This is a genomic window from Providencia sp. PROV182 (genome assembly GCF_028480325.1).
GTDB classification, from domain to species: domain Bacteria; phylum Pseudomonadota; class Gammaproteobacteria; order Enterobacterales; family Enterobacteriaceae; genus Providencia; species Providencia hangzhouensis.
The window spans coordinates 209,495-227,558 of record NZ_JAMPOL010000012.1 but is presented as its reverse complement, the minus strand read 5'-3'; the positions used below and the strand labels follow the sequence as shown (position 1 = coordinate 227,558).

18 protein-coding genes are annotated in these 18,064 nt (G+C 41.3%); 6 read left to right on the top strand and 12 right to left on the bottom strand.

Going from position 1 to position 18,064, the window contains the following annotated elements:
- Nucleotides 1–102 precede the first annotated feature (102 nt).
- The 4 genes from ruvC to aspS all read right to left on the bottom strand — a co-directional run bounded on the left by ruvC (nt 103) and on the right by aspS (nt 3,873).
- On the bottom strand, nt 103–624 hold the full coding sequence (ruvC, locus tag PR834_RS11620) for a crossover junction endodeoxyribonuclease RuvC (RefSeq protein WP_004255028.1): 522 nt from the start codon (nt 622–624) through the stop codon (nt 103–105).
- Nucleotides 625–892: 268 nt separating this feature from the next.
- Nucleotides 893–1,636 (bottom strand): YebC/PmpR family DNA-binding transcriptional regulator, encoded by a 744-nt coding sequence (locus tag PR834_RS11615; RefSeq protein ID WP_004255032.1) that lies wholly within the window; start codon nt 1,634–1,636, stop codon nt 893–895.
- 30 nt (nt 1,637–1,666) lie between these two features.
- Nucleotides 1,667–2,098: a dihydroneopterin triphosphate diphosphatase gene (nudB, locus tag PR834_RS11610; RefSeq protein ID WP_181489651.1), complete on the bottom strand. Its 432-nt coding sequence runs from the start codon at nt 2,096–2,098 to the stop codon at nt 1,667–1,669.
- A 5-nt stretch (nt 2,099–2,103) separates the two neighbouring features.
- Nucleotides 2,104–3,873, bottom strand: coding sequence for an aspartate--tRNA ligase (gene aspS / locus PR834_RS11605; RefSeq protein WP_196724821.1), 1,770 nt, complete (start codon nt 3,871–3,873; stop codon nt 2,104–2,106).
- 510 nt (nt 3,874–4,383) lie between these two features.
- Here aspS and PR834_RS11600 point away from each other — a divergent pair.
- From PR834_RS11600 to cmoB, 5 genes are all read left to right on the top strand, one after another.
- Complete coding sequence (locus PR834_RS11600; protein ID WP_110591669.1) at nt 4,384–4,707, top strand: DUF4377 domain-containing protein; 324 nt, start codon at nt 4,384–4,386, stop codon at nt 4,705–4,707.
- A 107-nt stretch (nt 4,708–4,814) separates the two neighbouring features.
- Nucleotides 4,815–5,219, top strand: coding sequence for an NUDIX hydrolase (locus PR834_RS11595; RefSeq protein WP_004255045.1), 405 nt, complete (start codon nt 4,815–4,817; stop codon nt 5,217–5,219).
- 150 nt (nt 5,220–5,369) lie between these two features.
- Nucleotides 5,370–5,768, top strand: coding sequence for an MAPEG family protein (locus PR834_RS11590; protein WP_004255048.1), 399 nt, complete (start codon nt 5,370–5,372; stop codon nt 5,766–5,768).
- A 131-nt stretch (nt 5,769–5,899) separates the two neighbouring features.
- Nucleotides 5,900–6,649 (top strand): carboxy-S-adenosyl-L-methionine synthase CmoA, encoded by a 750-nt coding sequence (gene cmoA, locus PR834_RS11585; protein ID WP_004255051.1) that lies wholly within the window; start codon nt 5,900–5,902, stop codon nt 6,647–6,649.
- Nucleotides 6,650–6,651: 2 nt separating this feature from the next.
- Nucleotides 6,652–7,623 (top strand): tRNA 5-methoxyuridine(34)/uridine 5-oxyacetic acid(34) synthase CmoB, encoded by a 972-nt coding sequence (cmoB, locus tag PR834_RS11580; protein ID WP_094962962.1) that lies wholly within the window; start codon nt 6,652–6,654, stop codon nt 7,621–7,623.
- Between the two features lie 55 nt (nt 7,624–7,678).
- On the opposite strand, the gene PR834_RS11575 is transcribed toward cmoB, so the two are convergent.
- From PR834_RS11575 to PR834_RS11555, 5 genes are all read right to left on the bottom strand, one after another.
- Nucleotides 7,679–8,455: a dimethyl sulfoxide reductase anchor subunit family protein gene (locus PR834_RS11575; RefSeq protein ID WP_196724820.1), complete on the bottom strand. Its 777-nt coding sequence runs from the start codon at nt 8,453–8,455 to the stop codon at nt 7,679–7,681.
- A 1-nt stretch (nt 8,456) separates the two neighbouring features.
- Entirely contained in the window at nt 8,457–9,074 is a 618-nt protein-coding gene (locus PR834_RS11570; RefSeq protein ID WP_196724819.1) for a DMSO/selenate family reductase complex B subunit, read from the bottom strand.
- A gap of 10 nt (nt 9,075–9,084) precedes the next feature.
- The gene (locus PR834_RS11565; protein WP_136134773.1) at nt 9,085–11,508 is read right to left on the bottom strand and encodes a DMSO/selenate family reductase complex A subunit; all 2,424 of its coding nucleotides are present in this window, start codon (nt 11,506–11,508) and stop codon (nt 9,085–9,087) included.
- 312 nt (nt 11,509–11,820) lie between these two features.
- The gene (gene cutC / locus PR834_RS11560) at nt 11,821–12,582 is read right to left on the bottom strand and encodes a copper homeostasis protein CutC (RefSeq protein ID WP_196724817.1); all 762 of its coding nucleotides are present in this window, start codon (nt 12,580–12,582) and stop codon (nt 11,821–11,823) included.
- 181 nt (nt 12,583–12,763) lie between these two features.
- Nucleotides 12,764–13,318: a VOC family protein gene (locus PR834_RS11555; RefSeq protein WP_272536668.1), complete on the bottom strand. Its 555-nt coding sequence runs from the start codon at nt 13,316–13,318 to the stop codon at nt 12,764–12,766.
- Nucleotides 13,319–13,483: 165 nt separating this feature from the next.
- On the opposite strand from PR834_RS11555, the gene argS reads away from it, so the two are divergent.
- On the top strand, nt 13,484–15,214 hold the full coding sequence (argS, locus tag PR834_RS11550; protein WP_272536667.1) for an arginine--tRNA ligase: 1,731 nt from the start codon (nt 13,484–13,486) through the stop codon (nt 15,212–15,214).
- 21 nt (nt 15,215–15,235) lie between these two features.
- On the opposite strand, the gene PR834_RS11545 is transcribed toward argS, so the two are convergent.
- The 3 genes from PR834_RS11545 to murJ form a co-directional block, all read right to left on the bottom strand.
- On the bottom strand, nt 15,236–15,808 hold the full coding sequence (locus PR834_RS11545) for a helix-turn-helix transcriptional regulator (protein WP_004255079.1): 573 nt from the start codon (nt 15,806–15,808) through the stop codon (nt 15,236–15,238).
- Between the two features lie 43 nt (nt 15,809–15,851).
- Entirely contained in the window at nt 15,852–16,088 is a 237-nt protein-coding gene (locus PR834_RS11540) for a hypothetical protein (protein WP_004255083.1), read from the bottom strand.
- 360 nt (nt 16,089–16,448) lie between these two features.
- Entirely contained in the window at nt 16,449–17,987 is a 1,539-nt protein-coding gene (murJ, locus tag PR834_RS11535) for a murein biosynthesis integral membrane protein MurJ (protein ID WP_094962954.1), read from the bottom strand.
- Nucleotides 17,988–18,064 lie beyond the last annotated feature (77 nt).

The following is an 18,064-nucleotide window of genomic DNA, read 5'->3' as shown; positions in this document are numbered from 1 at the left end:
ATTTATTATCATTAATACTGTTGTTTATACCATAAAAAATGCTGGATGCATATCCAGCTACGCGCTATTTATTAATAAGCAATTCTGTTTAAGATAAACTCGCTATCTTAAACGACCTCGAGTTAAAACTAACCGTGGGTCGCCAACTTTTAAAAGGTTTTGATTGAAATGGCAATGTGTTATCGCAATTGCCAAAGCATCTGCCGCATCAGATTGTGGACTCGCTGACAACTTCAGAATCGATTTAACCATATGTTGTACTTGGCTTTTTTCTGCGGCTCCTGTGCCTACAACTGTTTGTTTAACCTGACGAGCCGCATATTCAAATACGGGTATATTCATGTTTGCAGCGGCGACAATCGCAACTCCCCGAGCTTGCCCAAGTTTTAATGCTGAATCCGCATTCTTCGCCATAAAGACTTGTTCAATGGATAATATATCCGGTTGATATTGAGTGATAATTTCCGAGACGCCCGCGTAAATTCGTTGCAGACGACTTGGTAAATCATCAACTTGTGTACGAATACACCCACTACCTAAATACAGTAGTTGCCGGCCTTGTTGGCGAATAACACCGTACCCCGTAACACGAGAGCCAGGGTCAATACCTAAAATAATCGCCATATAAATTTACTTATGCCTCTTTATATTAATCATGTTGTTCTAATAAGCTTCATAATACTATCAATTTCAATCAAATAGCTATTTGAATATCAAATCCAACATTCAGAATAGTGATAATAAAGGCGAGTTATGGCACTGATACTTAGCCAAGTATAGCGAATAAAAGGAAGGAAAGCATCGAAGGCGTTAGAGAAAACAGGCTGCATCAGCCCGCTTTCTCTACGCGGATTATGCTAAATGACTAGGCCGCCATTTAGTGCCTCACAACTTACAGTGTGGCAGCGACTTCGTCAGAAATATCACCATTGTGGTAAACTTCCTGAACGTCGTCTGAATCTTCTAACATATCGATAAGACGTAACAATTTAGGCGCTGTTTCTGCATCTAACTCGGCTTTAGTTGATGGGATCATTGAGACTTCTGCAGCTTCACTGGTGAAACCCGCAGCATCTAATGCATCTTTCACTTCACCAAAAGTTTCTGGCGTTGTGTAAACATCGATTGCGCCATCATCATAAGTTTCAACATCATCAGCACCCGCTTCTAATGCCGCTTCCATGATCGCATCTTCATCAACACCAGGCGCATAAGTGATTACGCCGCGTTTAGTAAATAAGTAAGAAACAGAGCCGTCTGTCCCCAAGTTACCACCAGTTTTAGTAAATGCATGACGCACTTCAGAAACAGTGCGGTTACGGTTATCACTTAAACATTCAACCATAACAGCCGTTCCGCCTGGGCCATAACCTTCATAAATGATGGTTTCCATATTATCGTTATCATCATTACCCACACCACGAGCGATAGCACGGTTTAAGGTGTCACGAGTCATGTTGTTAGATAATGCTTTATCTACCGCTGCACGTAAACGTGGGTTTGTTGCGGGATCACCACCACCTAAACGCGCTGCAGTCACTAATTCACGGATAATTTTAGTGAAAATTTTACCGCGCTTAGCATCTTGTGCCGCTTTACGGTGTTTGGTGTTGGCCCATTTACTATGACCTGCCATGAAATATCTCCAAAAAACGTCAATAAATAATTAAACAGCAAATTCTAAAATAGCCTGACTGTTGCTCCAGGATTTCGTTAAGCTCGCCGCTTCATCTGGTGCTAGCCAACGATATTCGCTGTGTTCCGTCAGTAATGGCATTTTTTCTTCACTTTGCACCATTTTAAACCAATGTTCTTTGCAATGCGTAACATCGGGTGCATAACGATGCCTGAAATGTGGGAAAATTTCAAAGATGATACTGTGCGACAAATCTTGCAGCTGGTTTTGATCAACCTCAAAACCTGTTTCTTCTTTAATTTCACGACACGCCGTTTCATACGGTTTTTCATCAGGCTCCAAACTTCCAGTCACTGATTGCCAAAAGTCTGGGTCGTCTTTACGTCGTAACATAAGCACCCGTCCACTATTTTGAGCCACAATAATGACTAATACTGATTCTGGGTGCTTATATTTTTTCATTGAACTTACTCTTCGTCTTTCGCAACCACAGCGATAGCAAGTTCCGTTAATGCATCCGGGTTAGCATGGCTCGGTGCATTCGTCATTAGACACGCGGCCGCTGTTGTTTTCGGGAAAGCAATAACATCACGAATATTATCAGTTCCTGTTAACAGCATCACTAAACGGTCAAGACCAAATGCTAAGCCTGCATGTGGTGGTGTACCATATTTCAATGCATCTAATAAGAAGCCAAATTTTTCGCGTTGGTCTTCTTCATTAATACCTAAAATACTAAATACTGTTTGTTGCATTTCGTTGCGGTGAATACGGACTGAACCACCGCCAACTTCGTAGCCATTGATGACCATATCATACGCATTAGCAACGGCTTCTTCAGGTTTACTCGCCAGTTCTTCAGGTGAGAAATCTTTAGGAGACGTAAATGGATGGTGCATCGCAGTTAACCCGCCTTCACCATTATCTTCAAACATTGGGAAATCAATCACCCACAGTGGCTGCCAGCTATTTAAATCGGTTAATTCAAAGTCACGACCGACTTTCAAGCGTAGCGCACCCATTGAATCGGTCACCACATTTTTCGCGCCCGCGCCGAATAACAAGATATCGCCATCAACGGCACCAGTACGGTCTAATAACTGGTTAATCACGTCTTCACTCAAGAATTTTGCAACTGGACTTTGAATACCGTCAAGGCCTTTAGCTCGCTCGTTGACTTTCATCCAAGCCAAGCCTTTCGCACCATAAATACCAACAAATTGACCATATTCGTCGATTTGTTTACGGGTCATAACTGCGCCACCGGGGACTTTCAGAGCCGCAACACGACCTTTCGGGTCGTTTGCTGGGCCTGAGAACACCGCAAATTCAACATCTTTTACGATATCCGCAACATCCACCAGCTCCATTGGGTTACGTAAGTCTGGTTTATCTGAACCATAACGACGCATAGCTTCCGCAAAGGTCATGATTGGGAAGTTGCCTAAATCAACCCCTTTTACCTCTAACCATAAATTACGGATCATACGTTCCATAATTTCACGCACTTGCTCTGCGGTCATGAACGAGGTTTCAACATCGATTTGGGTGAATTCAGGTTGACGGTCCGCACGTAGGTCTTCATCACGGAAGCATTTTACGATTTGATAATAACGGTCAAAACCTGACATCATCAGCAATTGCTTAAATAATTGTGGTGATTGCGGTAATGCGTAAAATTTACCTTTATGAACACGGCTTGGTACTAAATAGTCACGAGCACCTTCTGGCGTTGCTTTGGTTAGCATTGGCGTTTCAACGTCCAAGAACCCTTCTTTATCCATAAAGTTACGAACAAAGCTGGTGATTTTAGCACGCGTACGCAGACGGTCAGACATCTCTGGGCGACGTAAATCTAAATAACGATATTTTAAACGACGCTCTTCTGTATTTGTTTGGTTGCTATCTAACGGCAGTGGCTCTGACTTATTAAAAACATTCAGTTCTTCAGCAAAAACTTCAATTTCGCCCGTTGCCATGTCTTTATTTTTTTGGCTATCTGGACGTGCGCGTACTGTCCCTGTGATTTGGATACAGAACTCATTACGCAGCTCTGACGCTTTTTCAAATATGTCTTTACGATCGGGATCGAAGAAAACTTGCACGATACCTTCACGGTCACGCATATCGATAAAAATCAAACCACCTAAATCGCGGCGGCGGTTTACCCATCCACTAAGAGTGACCTTTTGGCCTTCGTGAGCGATGTTTAACTGCCCACAATAATTAGTACGCATACAATATCCTTTTACTCAGCTGTTGTGCTTTTGCTTGCTGCGGGATTTTGGCATTTTGCTGAACCCTATTTATTTGCGAAACACGGGCTGAAAATTCAGAATGTCAAAAAGGCAGACATTATACAGGAAATTCTGTTAGACAAATAGTTACGTATTCTACATAACGCGTAAACCATTTTGTTTTTAATCATATTTTCATCAATTATTGTTTTACTAATCAACAATAATAAAATTGAATAGCGAGATAGACGTCTATCACGATGATCCTATCGATTTTAAGGGACTATCCGCACCATGTACATATTGCAGCAAAGGTTTATTTCATCAGCTCGAAGCCTTTTTGAGTAAAAAATCACCACTTAATGCATTCCAATTCAATTATTGATTAATAAATACCTCTTTAATCATTAATCTTTCTATTTCAGAATCGTTACCTTTTTCAGTTTGCTATAATCGCAATATATAGATATAACGCTGAATTAATCACCATCTGCAGTTTAAGGACTACCCATGAAAAAAATTATACTTGCCACTTCCATGTTCGTACTACTTGCTGGATGCCAAAACATGAAACCCGCAGAGACTGATAATACAAAAACTTTTTATATTGATTCTTCACTTGCTGATTGTATGGGCGTTGCCCCAATGAAGTGTATGAAAGTGAAAGAAAACCCAAGTGATGACTGGCAACTTTTTTATAGCTCAATTCAAGGCTTCGAATATCAACCAGGCTTCTCTTATACTGTACAAGTGAAGCAATTCGATGTACCTAACCCACCGGCTGATGCCCCAAGTATTCGTTATGAATTGATAAAAATCGTTGAAAAGAAATAGCATTTAAAAATTTAATTTAAGTCATTAAGTAATTTTATCAGTTTACTTAATGACTCACTTATAACCATAATTATTTTATCATCAGTAAATAATAGAGTGACCCTATTATGAGTGTTAAAATCATCGATAAGCTTGGGTTAATCACCCTATCAGATCACAAAATTGCGATGGTGCGTTCCCATAATAAAAGTTTGTTTTATATACCCGGTGGAAAACGCGAACAAGGTGAGACGGATGTACAAGCACTCTGCCGTGAGATTGCCGAAGAATTAAAACTCGACTTAGTTATCAGTTCTATCCGGTTTTATGGCGAGTTTATTGGCCCTGCTGATGGAAAATCAGATGGAACGCAAGTCCGTATTCGTTGCTACTTTGCGGACTATAGAGGCGAACCCCATCCTGCTGCTGAGATTGCCGAATTGGATTGGTTTAGCATTAACGATTTACCTCGCTGCTCAAGCACGGCAGTGACCATTCTGTCACAATTAAAAAAAGACGGATTAATTCAATAAAGCATATATGATTACTTAAAAAAGTTGTGATTTCATTTGTCGAACGGCTTTTTAGGATTTACAATTCACCAAATATTGTTAATACCCATTACTATAACTTATATTTTTAGGTGTTTTCATAGTTTGATTCGTTTTATGGTGGAGTAAAAAATGGTCAGCTCTTTGTACGCTGTACTGGGTGCCTTACTGCTGCTTAGATTATCCTTAAATGTTGTGAAGCTGCGTAATCAATACCGTATAGCTTATGGTGATGGCGGTTTTTATGAGTTGCAAACCGCAATCCGCGTTCATGGTAATGCCATCGAATACATTCCCATCTCTTTAATTTTATTGCTTTTAATGGAAATGAATGGCGCACAAGTGTGGATGATTCATATTTGTGGCTTGATCTTAATTGCAGGGCGAATACTGCACTCTTATGGTTTAAAAAATCACGATTACTCATATCGCCGTTCAGGCATGGTAGCAACTTACCTTGCTATGGCGCTGATGGTTATCGCCAATACTTATTACCTACCTTGGCTACAAATCGTTTCATTTAATCTTTAGTTTTTATTCTCTGTAACGGCACGAATTATTAATGTGCCGCTCATTATTTCATTGCTTATGGATTGATTTTCAGTAGACTGCCTTTCTGATACAATCCTTCCCTACTTTTGTTTTTGATTAATACAGAACTTATGTCAAACTCGGATCCAACCTCAAAAGACCGCCTTTTCTCTGCGCCTATCGCTAACCTTGGTGACTGGCAATTCGATGAAAAAGTTGCTGAAGTATTCCCTGATATGATCCAACGCTCCGTGCCAGGGTACTCTAATATTATTACGATGATTGGCATGCTAGCGGGTCGCTTTGTCAAACCCAACAGCCATGTTTACGATTTAGGCTGCTCTTTAGGTGCAGCAACCTTATCGATAAGGCGTAATATTACAGTAGAAAAAAGCAAAATTATTGCTGTTGATAACTCCCCTGCAATGGTTGAACGTTGCCGCCGCCATATTGATGCCTATCGTGCTGACACACCGGTTGAAGTTATAGAAGGTGATATTCGTGATGTAAATATTGAAAACGCCTCTATGGTTGTGCTCAATTTTACTTTGCAGTTTCTCAACCCAGAAGATCGCCAATTATTACTCAGTAAAATTTATCAAGGGCTACAACCCGGCGGTATTTTAGTCCTTTCTGAGAAATTTAACTTCGAAGATAAAGAAATCGGTGAGTTATTATTCAATATGCATCACGACTTCAAACGGGCGAATGGCTATAGCGAATTAGAAATCAGCCAAAAACGTAGCATGTTAGAAAACGTGATGCTCACAGATTCTGTTGAAGCACATAAAGCGCGTTTAAAAAATGCAGGTTTTACTCACTGTGAAGTTTGGTTCCAGTGTTTTAATTTTGGTTCACTGTTAGCGGTTAAAGAGGCCTAAGCATGATTGATTTTGGTCGTTTTTACCAACAAATTGCGGTTAGCCCCCTAAGTCATTGGCTTGAAACGCTTCCGGCACAACTTTCAGCATGGAAAAAACAAGGGTTACACGGTGGTTTTTCTTCATGGGAAAAAATGCTAGATAACCTACCTGTAATGGTCCCAACTGATTTAGATTTACGCAACAGCGTGACTGCTACACGTGAACCCGAGCTCACAGCCGGTGAAACTCGGCGCCTGAATAATATTCTTGAACAATTAATGCCATGGCGTAAAGGCCCTTTTTCTCTCTATGGTGTGAATATTGATACCGAATGGCGTTCTGACTGGAAATGGGATCGCGTATTACCCCATATTTCATCACTAAAGGACCGTTATGTCTTAGATGTCGGTTGCGGCAGTGGCTATCACATGTGGCGTATGTTAGGGCAAGATGCCAAATTTGTTGTCGGTATCGACCCAACTGAATTATTTTTATGCCAATTTGAGGCGGTGAGAAAATTATTGGGCGATGACCAACGTGCGCACTTATTGCCTTTAGGTATCGAACAACTGCCAGAGTTAAAGGCATTTGATACTGTGTTTTCAATGGGTGTACTTTATCACCGCCGTTCACCTCTTGACCATTTGTGGCAACTTAAGAACCAATTAGTGAGCGAAGGTGAATTGGTTTTAGAGAGTCTAGTTATTGAGGGGGATGAATTTCAGTGTTTGATCCCCGGTGACCGTTATGCTCAAATGCGTAATGTCTATTTTATTCCCTCCGCTAAAATGCTCAAAGTTTGGTTAGAAAAATGTGGTTTTGTTGATGTCCGGATTGTTGACCAAGAAGTGACCTCTTTGGAAGAGCAACGCCGTACACAATGGATGAAAACAGATTCATTGGCTGAATTTTTAGACCCTAATGATAAAACCAAAACTATCGAGGGCTACCCTGCACCATTACGCGCTATTTTAGTTGCTCGTAAACCATAAAAAAATGCCTATGGCAATTACGCCGTAGGCATTTTATTTCATTTTTATCAAGATATTACATTGTTATTTGCCATAAATTATAAAAGGCAATTCGGCCAGCTAACTCCGCTAAAATAACGGCTAGCGCACATAAGCCTAATATTACAGATGAGTTTCTTCCGCGATATAACAGAGCCGGATAAACGAACAGCATCACCGCTAATACGACTAACTGGAAGCTCCAAAAACCAGCTTGTTCAGCGCTAATCTCTGGTCCTGTTTCGCCTAAAAATGACACATAAGCGGCACGAGTGGCAAAAATAATAATTGAACCAATCAAAAATGCCATCGCCCCTAACCGCTGAGCACCGAATAGAATAGCCAATGCGCCACCAGCAATTAACAGAGTCATCCACATTTGTACTGTTGTGAAAACAGTAAACCAATTGGCTACCGTCGCAATATTATACACTTGAGGAATTGACCAGACGAATGCCAAACCAAAAATAACCGTGGCAACATTACACAGTTCACTCAGCGCTTTATTTTTAATAAACAAGGTGAATAATAAAGTTGCAGCCCCAAAAGCAACAAAAATACCACTAAGCAAAGCTTCATTACTCATTGGTGAACGGCCTACACCTAAAAGCATATTAAAGAAGCGCAGAGGCTGCCCAACGTGTAGCCCACCGATGGCTAGCGCAATGATCATAATGACAAATGCCGCTATATTGGAATGACGCAATTGGGTTTCGCTCAACATGCCCAGTTTTCGGCTCGCATATACCAATAAATATAAACCTGCTGCCGACTGCCCCAATACGGTGAAAAAAACGAGTGGAAGTTCGTGCATGTTATACCTCTGCTGGGTTTTGTAATTTACCGCTCTTGTCACCGCAAGGTTTAGCATCCTTGTGCGGCTTAATGACAATATTAGGATTAGTAAGAGCTGGGTTTGGCATGGGGGCAATCCCACTAATATTGCCATGGCGCTCGCGAAGAATGTTGATATCGTCAAAGTCCAATGCGCGTTGTGGACAAGATTCAACACAAACAGGTTTCATCCCTTTTTCGACCCGCTCATAGCACCCATCGCATTTACTCATCAATTTTTTCTTTTCGTCATACTGTGGTGCGCCGTATGGACAACGTAGTTCGCAGTAACGGCACCCGACACAAATGGTTTGGTCTACTACTACTAACCCATCTTGTTCACGTTTATGCATTGCACCGGTTGGGCAACCTGCAACACAGGTAGGGTTAGAACAATGATTACAGGAAATTGATAGATAGTAACTATAAATATTCTGTTGCCATATCCCCTCTTGCTGTTGCCAACTTCCACCACCAAACTCGTATACCCGACGGAATTTAGGCCCTAAATCAAGGTCCTTTTCATCCTTACAACTCACCTGACACGTTTTACAACCTGTGCATTTTGTTGAGTCAAAATAAAAACCATACTGTTTCATTCGTCACTCCTTATGCACGTTTCACGTCAACTAAGTTAGTATGTTGCGGATTTCCTTTAACGAGAGCGGAAGGCTGCTGTGTGGTGAGTGTATTAATACAGCCACCAATATCGACCCCCTCTTCATTGACTTCTCGCCAAGCACCTTGCGGAACTGCAATCACACCGGGTAATACGCGTTCTGTCACTTTTGCTTTAATATGCATACATCCACGGTCATTGAAAATTTCAGTCACATCACCATCTTGAATACCACGAGCAGACGCATCAATTGGGTTAATCCAATACTGGTGCGGAACGGCTTCGCGTAGCATCGCAATATTAAAATATGAAGAATGCGCATGGCCTTTATCGTGATAGCCAGTCATTTGCAGCGGGTATTTTTGTTTAGCTTGCTTATTTTCAACGCCTTCAGTATTCACACAATATTCAGGCACAGCAGGTATTCGCTGGTCAGCAGGGTAATCCCACTCTTTCGCTATCTTAGCGAGCCTTTCTGAATAAATTTCAATTTTACCCGATGGTGTTGGTAATGGTGAGGTTTCAGGTGAATCTCTGAATGGTTTTAAAGCAATATAATCTGCACTATTCGCCAATTTTCTATCAACAATTCCCATGTCATTCGTTTCTTCGAACGTTGGCAAATGTGGATTTTTTTCTCGCATCAAGTTATAGCAATGTTCTATCCACTGCTCATGTGTACGGCCTTCGGTAAATTGGTCTTTAATACCCAGTTTTTCAGCGATATCAGTTAAAACATCATAAGATTGGCGACATTCCCATAATGGCGTAATCGCATTTTGTAGGCGGATAGCATAATGGTAAGCACCACTGGCATACGAGTTATTAATTAAATCATTCGATTCAACACTGGTCACATCAGGTAAAATTAAATCCGCATATTTAGTCGATGGCGTCATATGCGTATCCCAAACCAAAATAAATTCACATAGGGACTCATCCGTTAGAATTTTGTGGGTTTTATTTAAGTCAGAATGTTGGTTACCCGTGACATTACTCGCATAGTGCCATAAAAATTTCACATTGGTTTCAAGTCGTTCTTTACCGAGCAGTGTCGAGTTTGTCGCGGTCATTTCGGTACCGCGCGCTATCGCATCTGTCCACATAAAACACGGAATTTTGGTTTTAACTGGGTTAGGAATAGCAAAACCTGGCACAGAATACGCTACGTTTCCTCCCCATCCCCCAGCATTCGTTCCTGGGCGTCCAATATGTCCCGTGACAATGGGTAACATCATCACAGCCCGTGCAGCTTGTTCACCTGATGCCGTTCTTTGTAACCCCCAACCTTGAGAAATCCACGCGGCTTTTGCATTACCCAGCTCACGAGCCAGTTGAATAATACGAGCTGGTGAGACGCCTGTAATTTGGCTAGCCCACTGCGGCGTTTTTTCAATACCATCATCACCGAGCCCTAAAATATAATCCTTATAGGAACCATTTTTTGGTGCGGACTCAGGGAGTGTCTGACTATCCCAACCCACACAGTATTGAGCTAAAAAGGCTTCATCCGTTAATTGTTCTTTAATTAATGTATGGATAATCGCAGCGACAAGCGCACCGTCAGTGCCCGGATAAATCGGGATCCATTCAGCACCTAGTGTTGTCACGCTATCAGTACGACGTGGGTCAATAATAATGACTTTAGCTTGGCTTTTTTCCAACGCTTTTAAGGTTTCGTAGAATTGCCCACCACCGGACATCCGTGTTTCCGCGATATTATGGCCAAACATGACGACTAAATCGCTATTGGCTATTTCAGATAACAGCGAATCATCCAACTTGCCATAAACATACGGAATAACACCGTTTATTTGTGCGGTTGAGTAGGTTCCATGTTGGTCAAGAAACCCACCTAATTGGCTTAATAACCGCTTGCAAGCATTACGTCCTTGTAAATTAGCACCGGTAGATCCTGAACCATACTGATAGTAAATCGCTTCATTGCCATATGTATCAATAGTTGAGCGCAATTTTTGTGCCACTATCGTCGTCGCTTCATCCCAACTGATCCGTTTAAACTTGCCTTCTCCCCGTTTACCTGTACGTAATAATGGGTATTTCAAGCGGTCTGGGTTATAGGTTTTCCAGCGAACAGAGCGCCCTCTCAAACAAGGACGTATTTGATGTAAACCAAACTGAGTGTCGTCATACATGGTTTCATTCGATATACGAGTAATGACGTCATCTTTCACATGTACTTTAAGTGGGCAACGACTGCCACAATTAACTAAGCATGCGCTGTATTTGATTTTTTCACTGACTTCATCTGGTTGAATTGTGATGGTTGGTGTTGCTTGAGCGGAAAAAGGTAGTGAGATGGAGCTGGCGATAGCCGTTGTTGTAGCGATAGAGGCAGAAGTTTGGATAAACTGTCGCCTACTCAGCGCTTTTTCCCTGATTTTATTGATCATTACATTGCTACCTTATTAATTATTATAAATTGAATTACTTAGTATTCTTATAGTAATTAGATAGTAGCCTTATAAAAAAAGTGGTTAATTGACATGCATCAACACAAGCAATAATTAAGCTATTAATGATAAATAAATCATATTATTAGTATTTCTATCGACTATTTTAGCAATAATTAACTGCATGGTAGCTAATAAACACTAAGAAAAACCAACTAATTGATTTTCCTTAGTGAATAACAATCTATTTAAAATTTCCATATCAAAGCCGTGCAGGTAAATAGTAAAGCTGCGTATTATGGCTAGCGGCAATTAAACGGAAACTTTTTCTGTAATAGAAATAAAGTCCTTCATCGCTTCTACTGTAGGGCCGTCCACACAATAGTGAGTAAATTCATCGGTTTCGCTATTAGAAGCCATTGTAACGCCTACTTTGCGGTAACTCATTGTTGATGGTACCGTTTTCCCTGCGGAACTGTGTACCTCAGATAAACCGATTTCCATGAATTTACTGAGGTTAGCTAAACGTACGCCCGCACCCGCCATAATTTGTGGGCCATTGATTTGCTGGCTTTTTTCTTGTAACTCTTTCAAGAGAGGTAAGCCCAACTCCGCGCTTTGTTGCTGCCCAGAAGTTAAAATGCGAGCCACGCCGAGTTCCTTTAATTGTTCTAAAGCTAACGATGGGTTAATACACATATCAAATGCGCGGTGGAAAGTAATATTCATCCCTTGAGCTATTTCCATCAACGTTTGCATCCTGTTGATATCAATACGCCCTTCGCTATCCAATATACCGATAACGGCGCCTGAAAAGCCCATTTCCTTAATCATGATTAAATCTTCACGGATCACATCAAACTCACTGATGTTATAGCAAAAATCGCCACCACGAGGACGAATAATAGGATGAACTGGAATATGTAGTTTCTCTTTCGCTAATTTCAGGTAACCATAACTGGGTGTCAGACCACCATCAGCGGCGCCAGAGCACAGTTCGATACGATCTGCACCATATTCTTGAGCCACTTGGGCACATTCAATTCCGAAACAACAGATTTCCAGTTTTGCCATGACAACCTCCGAAATAGAGCAATAAAACACTGGCTTTATGTGCCCAAAAAATAATGAAAGATTTAATGTCAAACGTTAACAATTCGCCTAATAATGCCATTTATCAAAAAATGTTATCGGATAGATATCACACCGCCAAAAGTTAACGGGTACTATTGATCAATAACGTTAATTACATCACTTATTTTTCACTTTCAATTATCTTTTTTAGCGGGAATGGATGGTATTTAACTGTTATCTCACCATTTGACACTGCTAATGTTGGATTTGGCAACCTTTCTTGCTGCCCTTTGGGTTGGCTCATTTTAATGCTATACCCTTGGGGTAAAGGTTCAGGTAATAACTGCAATGCCGCGGTTTCTAGCTGATTCGGCTCAACATCTATTACCATTTCGATGTGTTCCCAACTTTCTTTCGAGTAAATTTTGTCCTTTGGAAAAGGCAACTCAATGATAAATACATCTTGACCCTCGATATTTAATGGCTCACTTAGCTCATATAAACGAATCGGTCGGCCATTAATTATATTATCAGATAAAAGTTGGGCACATTGCATTAACCCTTGGTGCCAACGTTCTGCAGTTGCAATATGATGACAACGCACTGAAATATGGTCAATCGGAAAGGATGACAATAATACGTTTATCTCTTGCGCCATCTGTTGTAATTTACCTATGAATATAGGTAGGTCATCCCATAAATCTTGTAATTGCGAAATTTTGCTAAACTGTGGCACTTAACACCCCCTTTACAAAAACTTATCTGCTAAACAGTGGCGCAGACTGTAGCATGAGAGCCCCAAAATGTGGTATAAAACCTGCCGATTTTTCTCTTCCACCTTTTAGTTATGCGCATGTGATGGCACAATGCGGTAACTATGTTCGTAATTTAAGGTAATTCGGTGAATATTCAGGCGATTCTTTCAGATAAAATTAGTGCTGCGATGTTAGCAGCGGGTGCTCCAGAAGACAGTGATGCACTTGTGCGTCAATCCGCTAAAGCTCAGTTTGGTGATTACCAAGCCAATGGAGTGATGGGCGCTGCTAAAAAGATAGGGATAGCTCCGCGACAACTGGCTGAACAGCTTGTTAATCACTTAGATTTGGAAGGGATTGCCAGCAAAGTTGAAATTGCAGGCCCCGGCTTTATTAATATTTTCCTTGAGCCAGCTTGGGTTGAAAAGCATGTTGAAGATGCATTGGCTTCCCAGCGCTTAGGCATCGCGCCCGTCAAGCCTGAAACGATTGTCATTGACTATTCTGCGCCTAATGTCGCGAAACAAATGCACGTAGGCCACTTACGCTCCACCATTATTGGTGATGCTGCGGCACGCACTCAAGAATTTATTGGTCATAAAGTCATCCGTGCCAACCACGTCGGTGATTGGGGTACGCAATTTGGTATGTTAATTGCCTATCTTGAGAAAGTTCAAAATGAAGATGCCACCGATATGGCACTTGCCGACCTCGAAGAATTTTATCGCGAAGCCAAAAAACACTACGACGAAGATGAAGAATTCGCAGTCCGCGCTCGTGGCTACGTTGTGAAACTGCAATCCGGTGATGAATATTGTCGTCAAATGTGGCGCAAATTAGTAGATATCACTATGCAGCAAAACCAAGAAACCTATCGCCGTTTAAATGTCACTTTAACCGAAGATGACGTGATGGGCGAAAGCTTATATAACAGTATGCTACCCGGTATTGTTGCAGACTTAAAAGCCAAAGGTTTAGCTGTCGAGAGTGAAGGCGCGACGGTTGTTTTTCTCGACGAATTTAAAAATAAAGAAGGCGAACCAATGGGCGTGATCGTCCAGAAAAAAGATGGTGGCTTCTTGTACACAACAACTGATATTGCCTGTGCGAAATACCGTTATGAAACCCTTCATGCTGACCGCTCACTTTACTATATTGACTCTCGTCAACATCAACATTTAATGCAAGCATGGACCATCGTCCGTAAAGCAGGTTATATCCCTGAATCAATGGCACTTGAGCACCACATGTTCGGTATGATGCTAGGTAAAGATGGCAAACCATTTAAGACTCGTACAGGTGGTACCGTTCGTTTATCAGACTTACTGGATGAAGCGGTTGAACGTGCTCAAGCGCTGATCCGTGAGAAAAACCCAGATATGCCTGAAGATGAATTGCTCAATGTCGCAAATGTTGTCGGTATTGGCGCCGTTAAATACGCTGACTTGTCCAAAAACAGAACGACAGATTATATTTTCGATTGGGACAACATGTTAGCTTTCGAAGGAAATACCGCTCCGTATATGCAGTATGCGTATACTCGAGTGGCTTCTATTTTCAAGAAAGCCAATTTAACCCATGCAGACTTAACTCTGCCTATTTCATTACAAGACCCACGTGAAATTGCGCTTGCGACACGTTTGTTACAGTTTGAAGAAACCATTCTAACTGTCGCTCGTGATGGTACACCTCATGTGATGTGTGCTTATTTATATGAACTAGCTGGTTTATTCTCAGGCTTTTATGAGCACTGCCCTATCTTGTCAGCCGATGACGAAGCCCAGCGCCAAAGTCGCTTGAAATTGGCTGCATTAACTCAAAAAACTCTAAAAACGGGCTTAGATACTCTGGGCATTGAAACCGTTGAAAGAATGTAATTCAAATCAATAAATAGTCTATTAACGGTTCACTTTGGTGAGCCGTTTTTGTTTGCGCTGTTTCGCTAACTTTGTTGTTCGTTTTTGTAATTCATCGATATATTCATTTGCGCAATTACGGAGTACTAAGTTCCATTTACAAAGTATTTTTGCTTGTTCATAAAGTTCAGGGTTATTCGACAAACGGTTATTCTGTTGTAGCCAATCAGCAACACTCGCCCAGTCCCATAACGGGGATGTCCCTTTCAAACGTTGTACGGGTGTAGGGAAATGGCCTTTACCTCGAGCCCCATCTTTCAGCAAAGCCACTGCTTGACGGGTTAGCCCTGTCAATTCTGCAATATCACTTAACCCAACCAAAGCGGAATCAATAGATTCCACTTTTATATTCAGCGATGTACTTTCAACATCTGTAATCGCAGTTTCAATTGCAAGATCAAAAGATTCCGCTTCCCTATCAAATTCTAAATAAACCGATTTACCATAAAAGCACACCAATGCATCGCAACAGCCTGCGGCGAATAAGGTATCAACTAAGCCTTCCGTATCAGCAGTCACACCCGATAGTGTTAATGTGAAAGTAAATAGCGCCATAATTTCCCCATCTTACATAAATAAGCGGCCTAAGCCGCTTGGATTAACCTAAAAGAGCAATGCAGTGATTCACTTTACGTATTATCTGTTTAGCATGCACTTCCATAACTTTTGGCGTTGACCAGACACTCATCATATGTGTTTTGTGTTCACCCACTGCGTTACCACAGCGTAACTTGCAGAAAGTATGTGATGAGTTTCCTGCTGTAACCCAGACCCAGCCATTTTCTATCGCATATTCAATAGCTGCCTGAACATGCTTATTTGGGTGTTTTTTCATCGACCTCCTTGATACATAACATAGCCATTCCGTTGACATCGGTCAACAAGTAATATTCAATAAATTGAATACTCCCCTGAAATTAATTGCTGTCACAACAACCCAGTAAATATACCCCAGAAATAGAGCTGAATATTATTTTTATCAATGAAAACAATTAATTGAAATTTCATGAAATAATTTTGAAATTAATAATTCAGTTATAAAGAGAATAAATTTGAGTAGATAATTAGAAATTGAAGGGAAAGAATTTATGCCTGTTGGCACCTTAACTACGTAGATTACATAGATAAAAAAGCCCAATTTTATGAGCTCTCCTCATTAAAATTGGGCTTTTAAGGTCATTGACATACTTATTAATTAGGCAATACTGCGTTTCATAAAATCACGAGGGCGGAACCCGAGCACGTATAAAGCAACAAAATAACTTCCCGCACCAACAATCACGACGCCTATCAAACGTAGCATACGCATCAGCATATTACCTTCTTGCCAAGACGGCATAAAATGTAAGACACCAAATAGCACGGCACCCATTACAATTAACGCTATCAATAGTTTAACGATAAACCCTTTCCAGCCCGCTAAAGGCTGAAAAATATCTTGCTTGCGCAATTGCCAATAGAGAACTCCCGCATTAAAACAGGCAGCTAACCCAATGGATAAAGCTAAACCTGCATGTTGTAATGGCCCAATAAAGGCTAAATTCATCAGTTGCGTTAAGATTAACGTGACAATCGCAATTTTCACTGGGGTACGAATATCTTGGCGTGAATAAAAACCTGGTGCCAAAATTTTCACCAAAATCATCCCAGTTAACCCGACACAATAGGCAATTAAGGCATATTGTGTCATAAGTGAGTCATGCGCCGTAAAATTACCGTATTGGAATAAAGATACGGTTAATGCTTCAGAGAGTATCGCCAACCCTAACGCACAAGGTAGTGCCAGTAGCAGACAAAGGCGTAGCCCCCAATCCATCAAGTGACGATATTCGTTTTGGTTGCCACTCGTAAAGCTTTTCGCAAGTGATGGCAATAAAATCGTTCCAAGAGCTACTCCAAGTACCCCTGATGGTAACTCCATTAGCCTATCGGCGTAGTACATCCATGATACTGAACCAGATTGTAAAAAAGAGGCAAATATCGTATTGATAATCAAAGAAATTTGCGCGACAGAAACCCCGATAATAGCGGGACCCATCATTTTCATTACACGCCAAACCCCACTATCACGAAATGATAAGCGCGGTAGCACTAACATGCCCACCTTTTTAAGGTGTGGTAGCTGATAGACCAGTTGCAAAACACCGCCAACCAGCACTGCCCATGCTAATGACATTATGGGTGGGTTAAAGTATGGGGCTGCAAAAGCAGCAAAAATGATCATACTGACATTGAGCAATGTTGGCGCGAATGCAGGGACTGAGAAACGGTTCCAAGTATTCAGGATAGCCCCAGCGAGAGAGGCCAGAGAGATCAGAAAAATATAAGGGAATGTGACTCGTAAAAGATCTGTCGTCAGCGCAAATTTGTCAGCATCGTCAGTAAATCCAGGTGCGGTGACATAAATGATCCAAGGGGCAGCAATCATACCAAGGATAGTTACAATCGCCAAAGCAAGGGTTAGCATCCCAGCAATATAAGCGACAAATGTACGAGTGGCCTCTTCTCCCTGCTGATTTTTGTATTCCGCCAATATTGGGACAAAAGCTTGTGAAAATGCACCTTCGGCAAAAATTCGACGTAAAAGATTCGGTAGCTTAAATGCGACAAAAAAGGCGTCCGCCGCGGCTCCTGCACCAAAAACTCGAGCGATAATGGCGTCGCGAATAAACCCAAGCACACGAGACATCATGGTCATGGAGCTTACTGCCGCCAACGATTTTAATAAATTCATGATTGATAGACTAAAAGAATACAATCGCATCAGTTTAACAGCGAGCGCTGCAACTGACTACGATTGAAAAGTAAATT

Excerpts from the sequence above, each read along its gene's own strand:
- PR834_RS11565 (WP_136134773.1), bottom strand. The coding sequence starts at position 11,508 with ATGATCAATAAAATCAGGGAAAAAGCGCTGAGTAGGCGACAGTTTATC.
- PR834_RS11545 (WP_004255079.1), bottom strand. The coding sequence starts at position 15,808 with ATGGCGCTATTTACTTTCACATTAACACTATCGGGTGTGACTGCTGAT.
- PR834_RS11570 (WP_196724819.1), bottom strand. The coding sequence starts at position 9,074 with ATGAAACAGTATGGTTTTTATTTTGACTCAACAAAATGCACAGGTTGT.
- PR834_RS11575 (WP_196724820.1), bottom strand. The coding sequence starts at position 8,455 with ATGCACGAACTTCCACTCGTTTTTTTCACCGTATTGGGGCAGTCGGCA.
- cmoB (WP_094962962.1), top strand. The coding sequence starts at position 6,652 with ATGATTGATTTTGGTCGTTTTTACCAACAAATTGCGGTTAGCCCCCTA.
- PR834_RS11600 (WP_110591669.1), top strand. The coding sequence starts at position 4,384 with ATGAAAAAAATTATACTTGCCACTTCCATGTTCGTACTACTTGCTGGA.
- cutC (WP_196724817.1), bottom strand. The coding sequence starts at position 12,582 with ATGGCAAAACTGGAAATCTGTTGTTTCGGAATTGAATGTGCCCAAGTG.
- PR834_RS11590 (WP_004255048.1), top strand. The coding sequence starts at position 5,370 with ATGGTCAGCTCTTTGTACGCTGTACTGGGTGCCTTACTGCTGCTTAGA.
- aspS (WP_196724821.1), bottom strand. The coding sequence starts at position 3,873 with ATGCGTACTAATTATTGTGGGCAGTTAAACATCGCTCACGAAGGCCAA.
- murJ (WP_094962954.1), bottom strand. The coding sequence starts at position 17,987 with ATGAATTTATTAAAATCGTTGGCGGCAGTAAGCTCCATGACCATGATG.
- PR834_RS11595 (WP_004255045.1), top strand. The coding sequence starts at position 4,815 with ATGAGTGTTAAAATCATCGATAAGCTTGGGTTAATCACCCTATCAGAT.
- ruvC (WP_004255028.1), bottom strand. The coding sequence starts at position 624 with ATGGCGATTATTTTAGGTATTGACCCTGGCTCTCGTGTTACGGGGTAC.
- PR834_RS11615 (WP_004255032.1), bottom strand. The coding sequence starts at position 1,636 with ATGGCAGGTCATAGTAAATGGGCCAACACCAAACACCGTAAAGCGGCA.
- cmoA (WP_004255051.1), top strand. The coding sequence starts at position 5,900 with ATGTCAAACTCGGATCCAACCTCAAAAGACCGCCTTTTCTCTGCGCCT.
- PR834_RS11540 (WP_004255083.1), bottom strand. The coding sequence starts at position 16,088 with ATGAAAAAACACCCAAATAAGCATGTTCAGGCAGCTATTGAATATGCG.
- nudB (WP_181489651.1), bottom strand. The coding sequence starts at position 2,098 with ATGAAAAAATATAAGCACCCAGAATCAGTATTAGTCATTATTGTGGCT.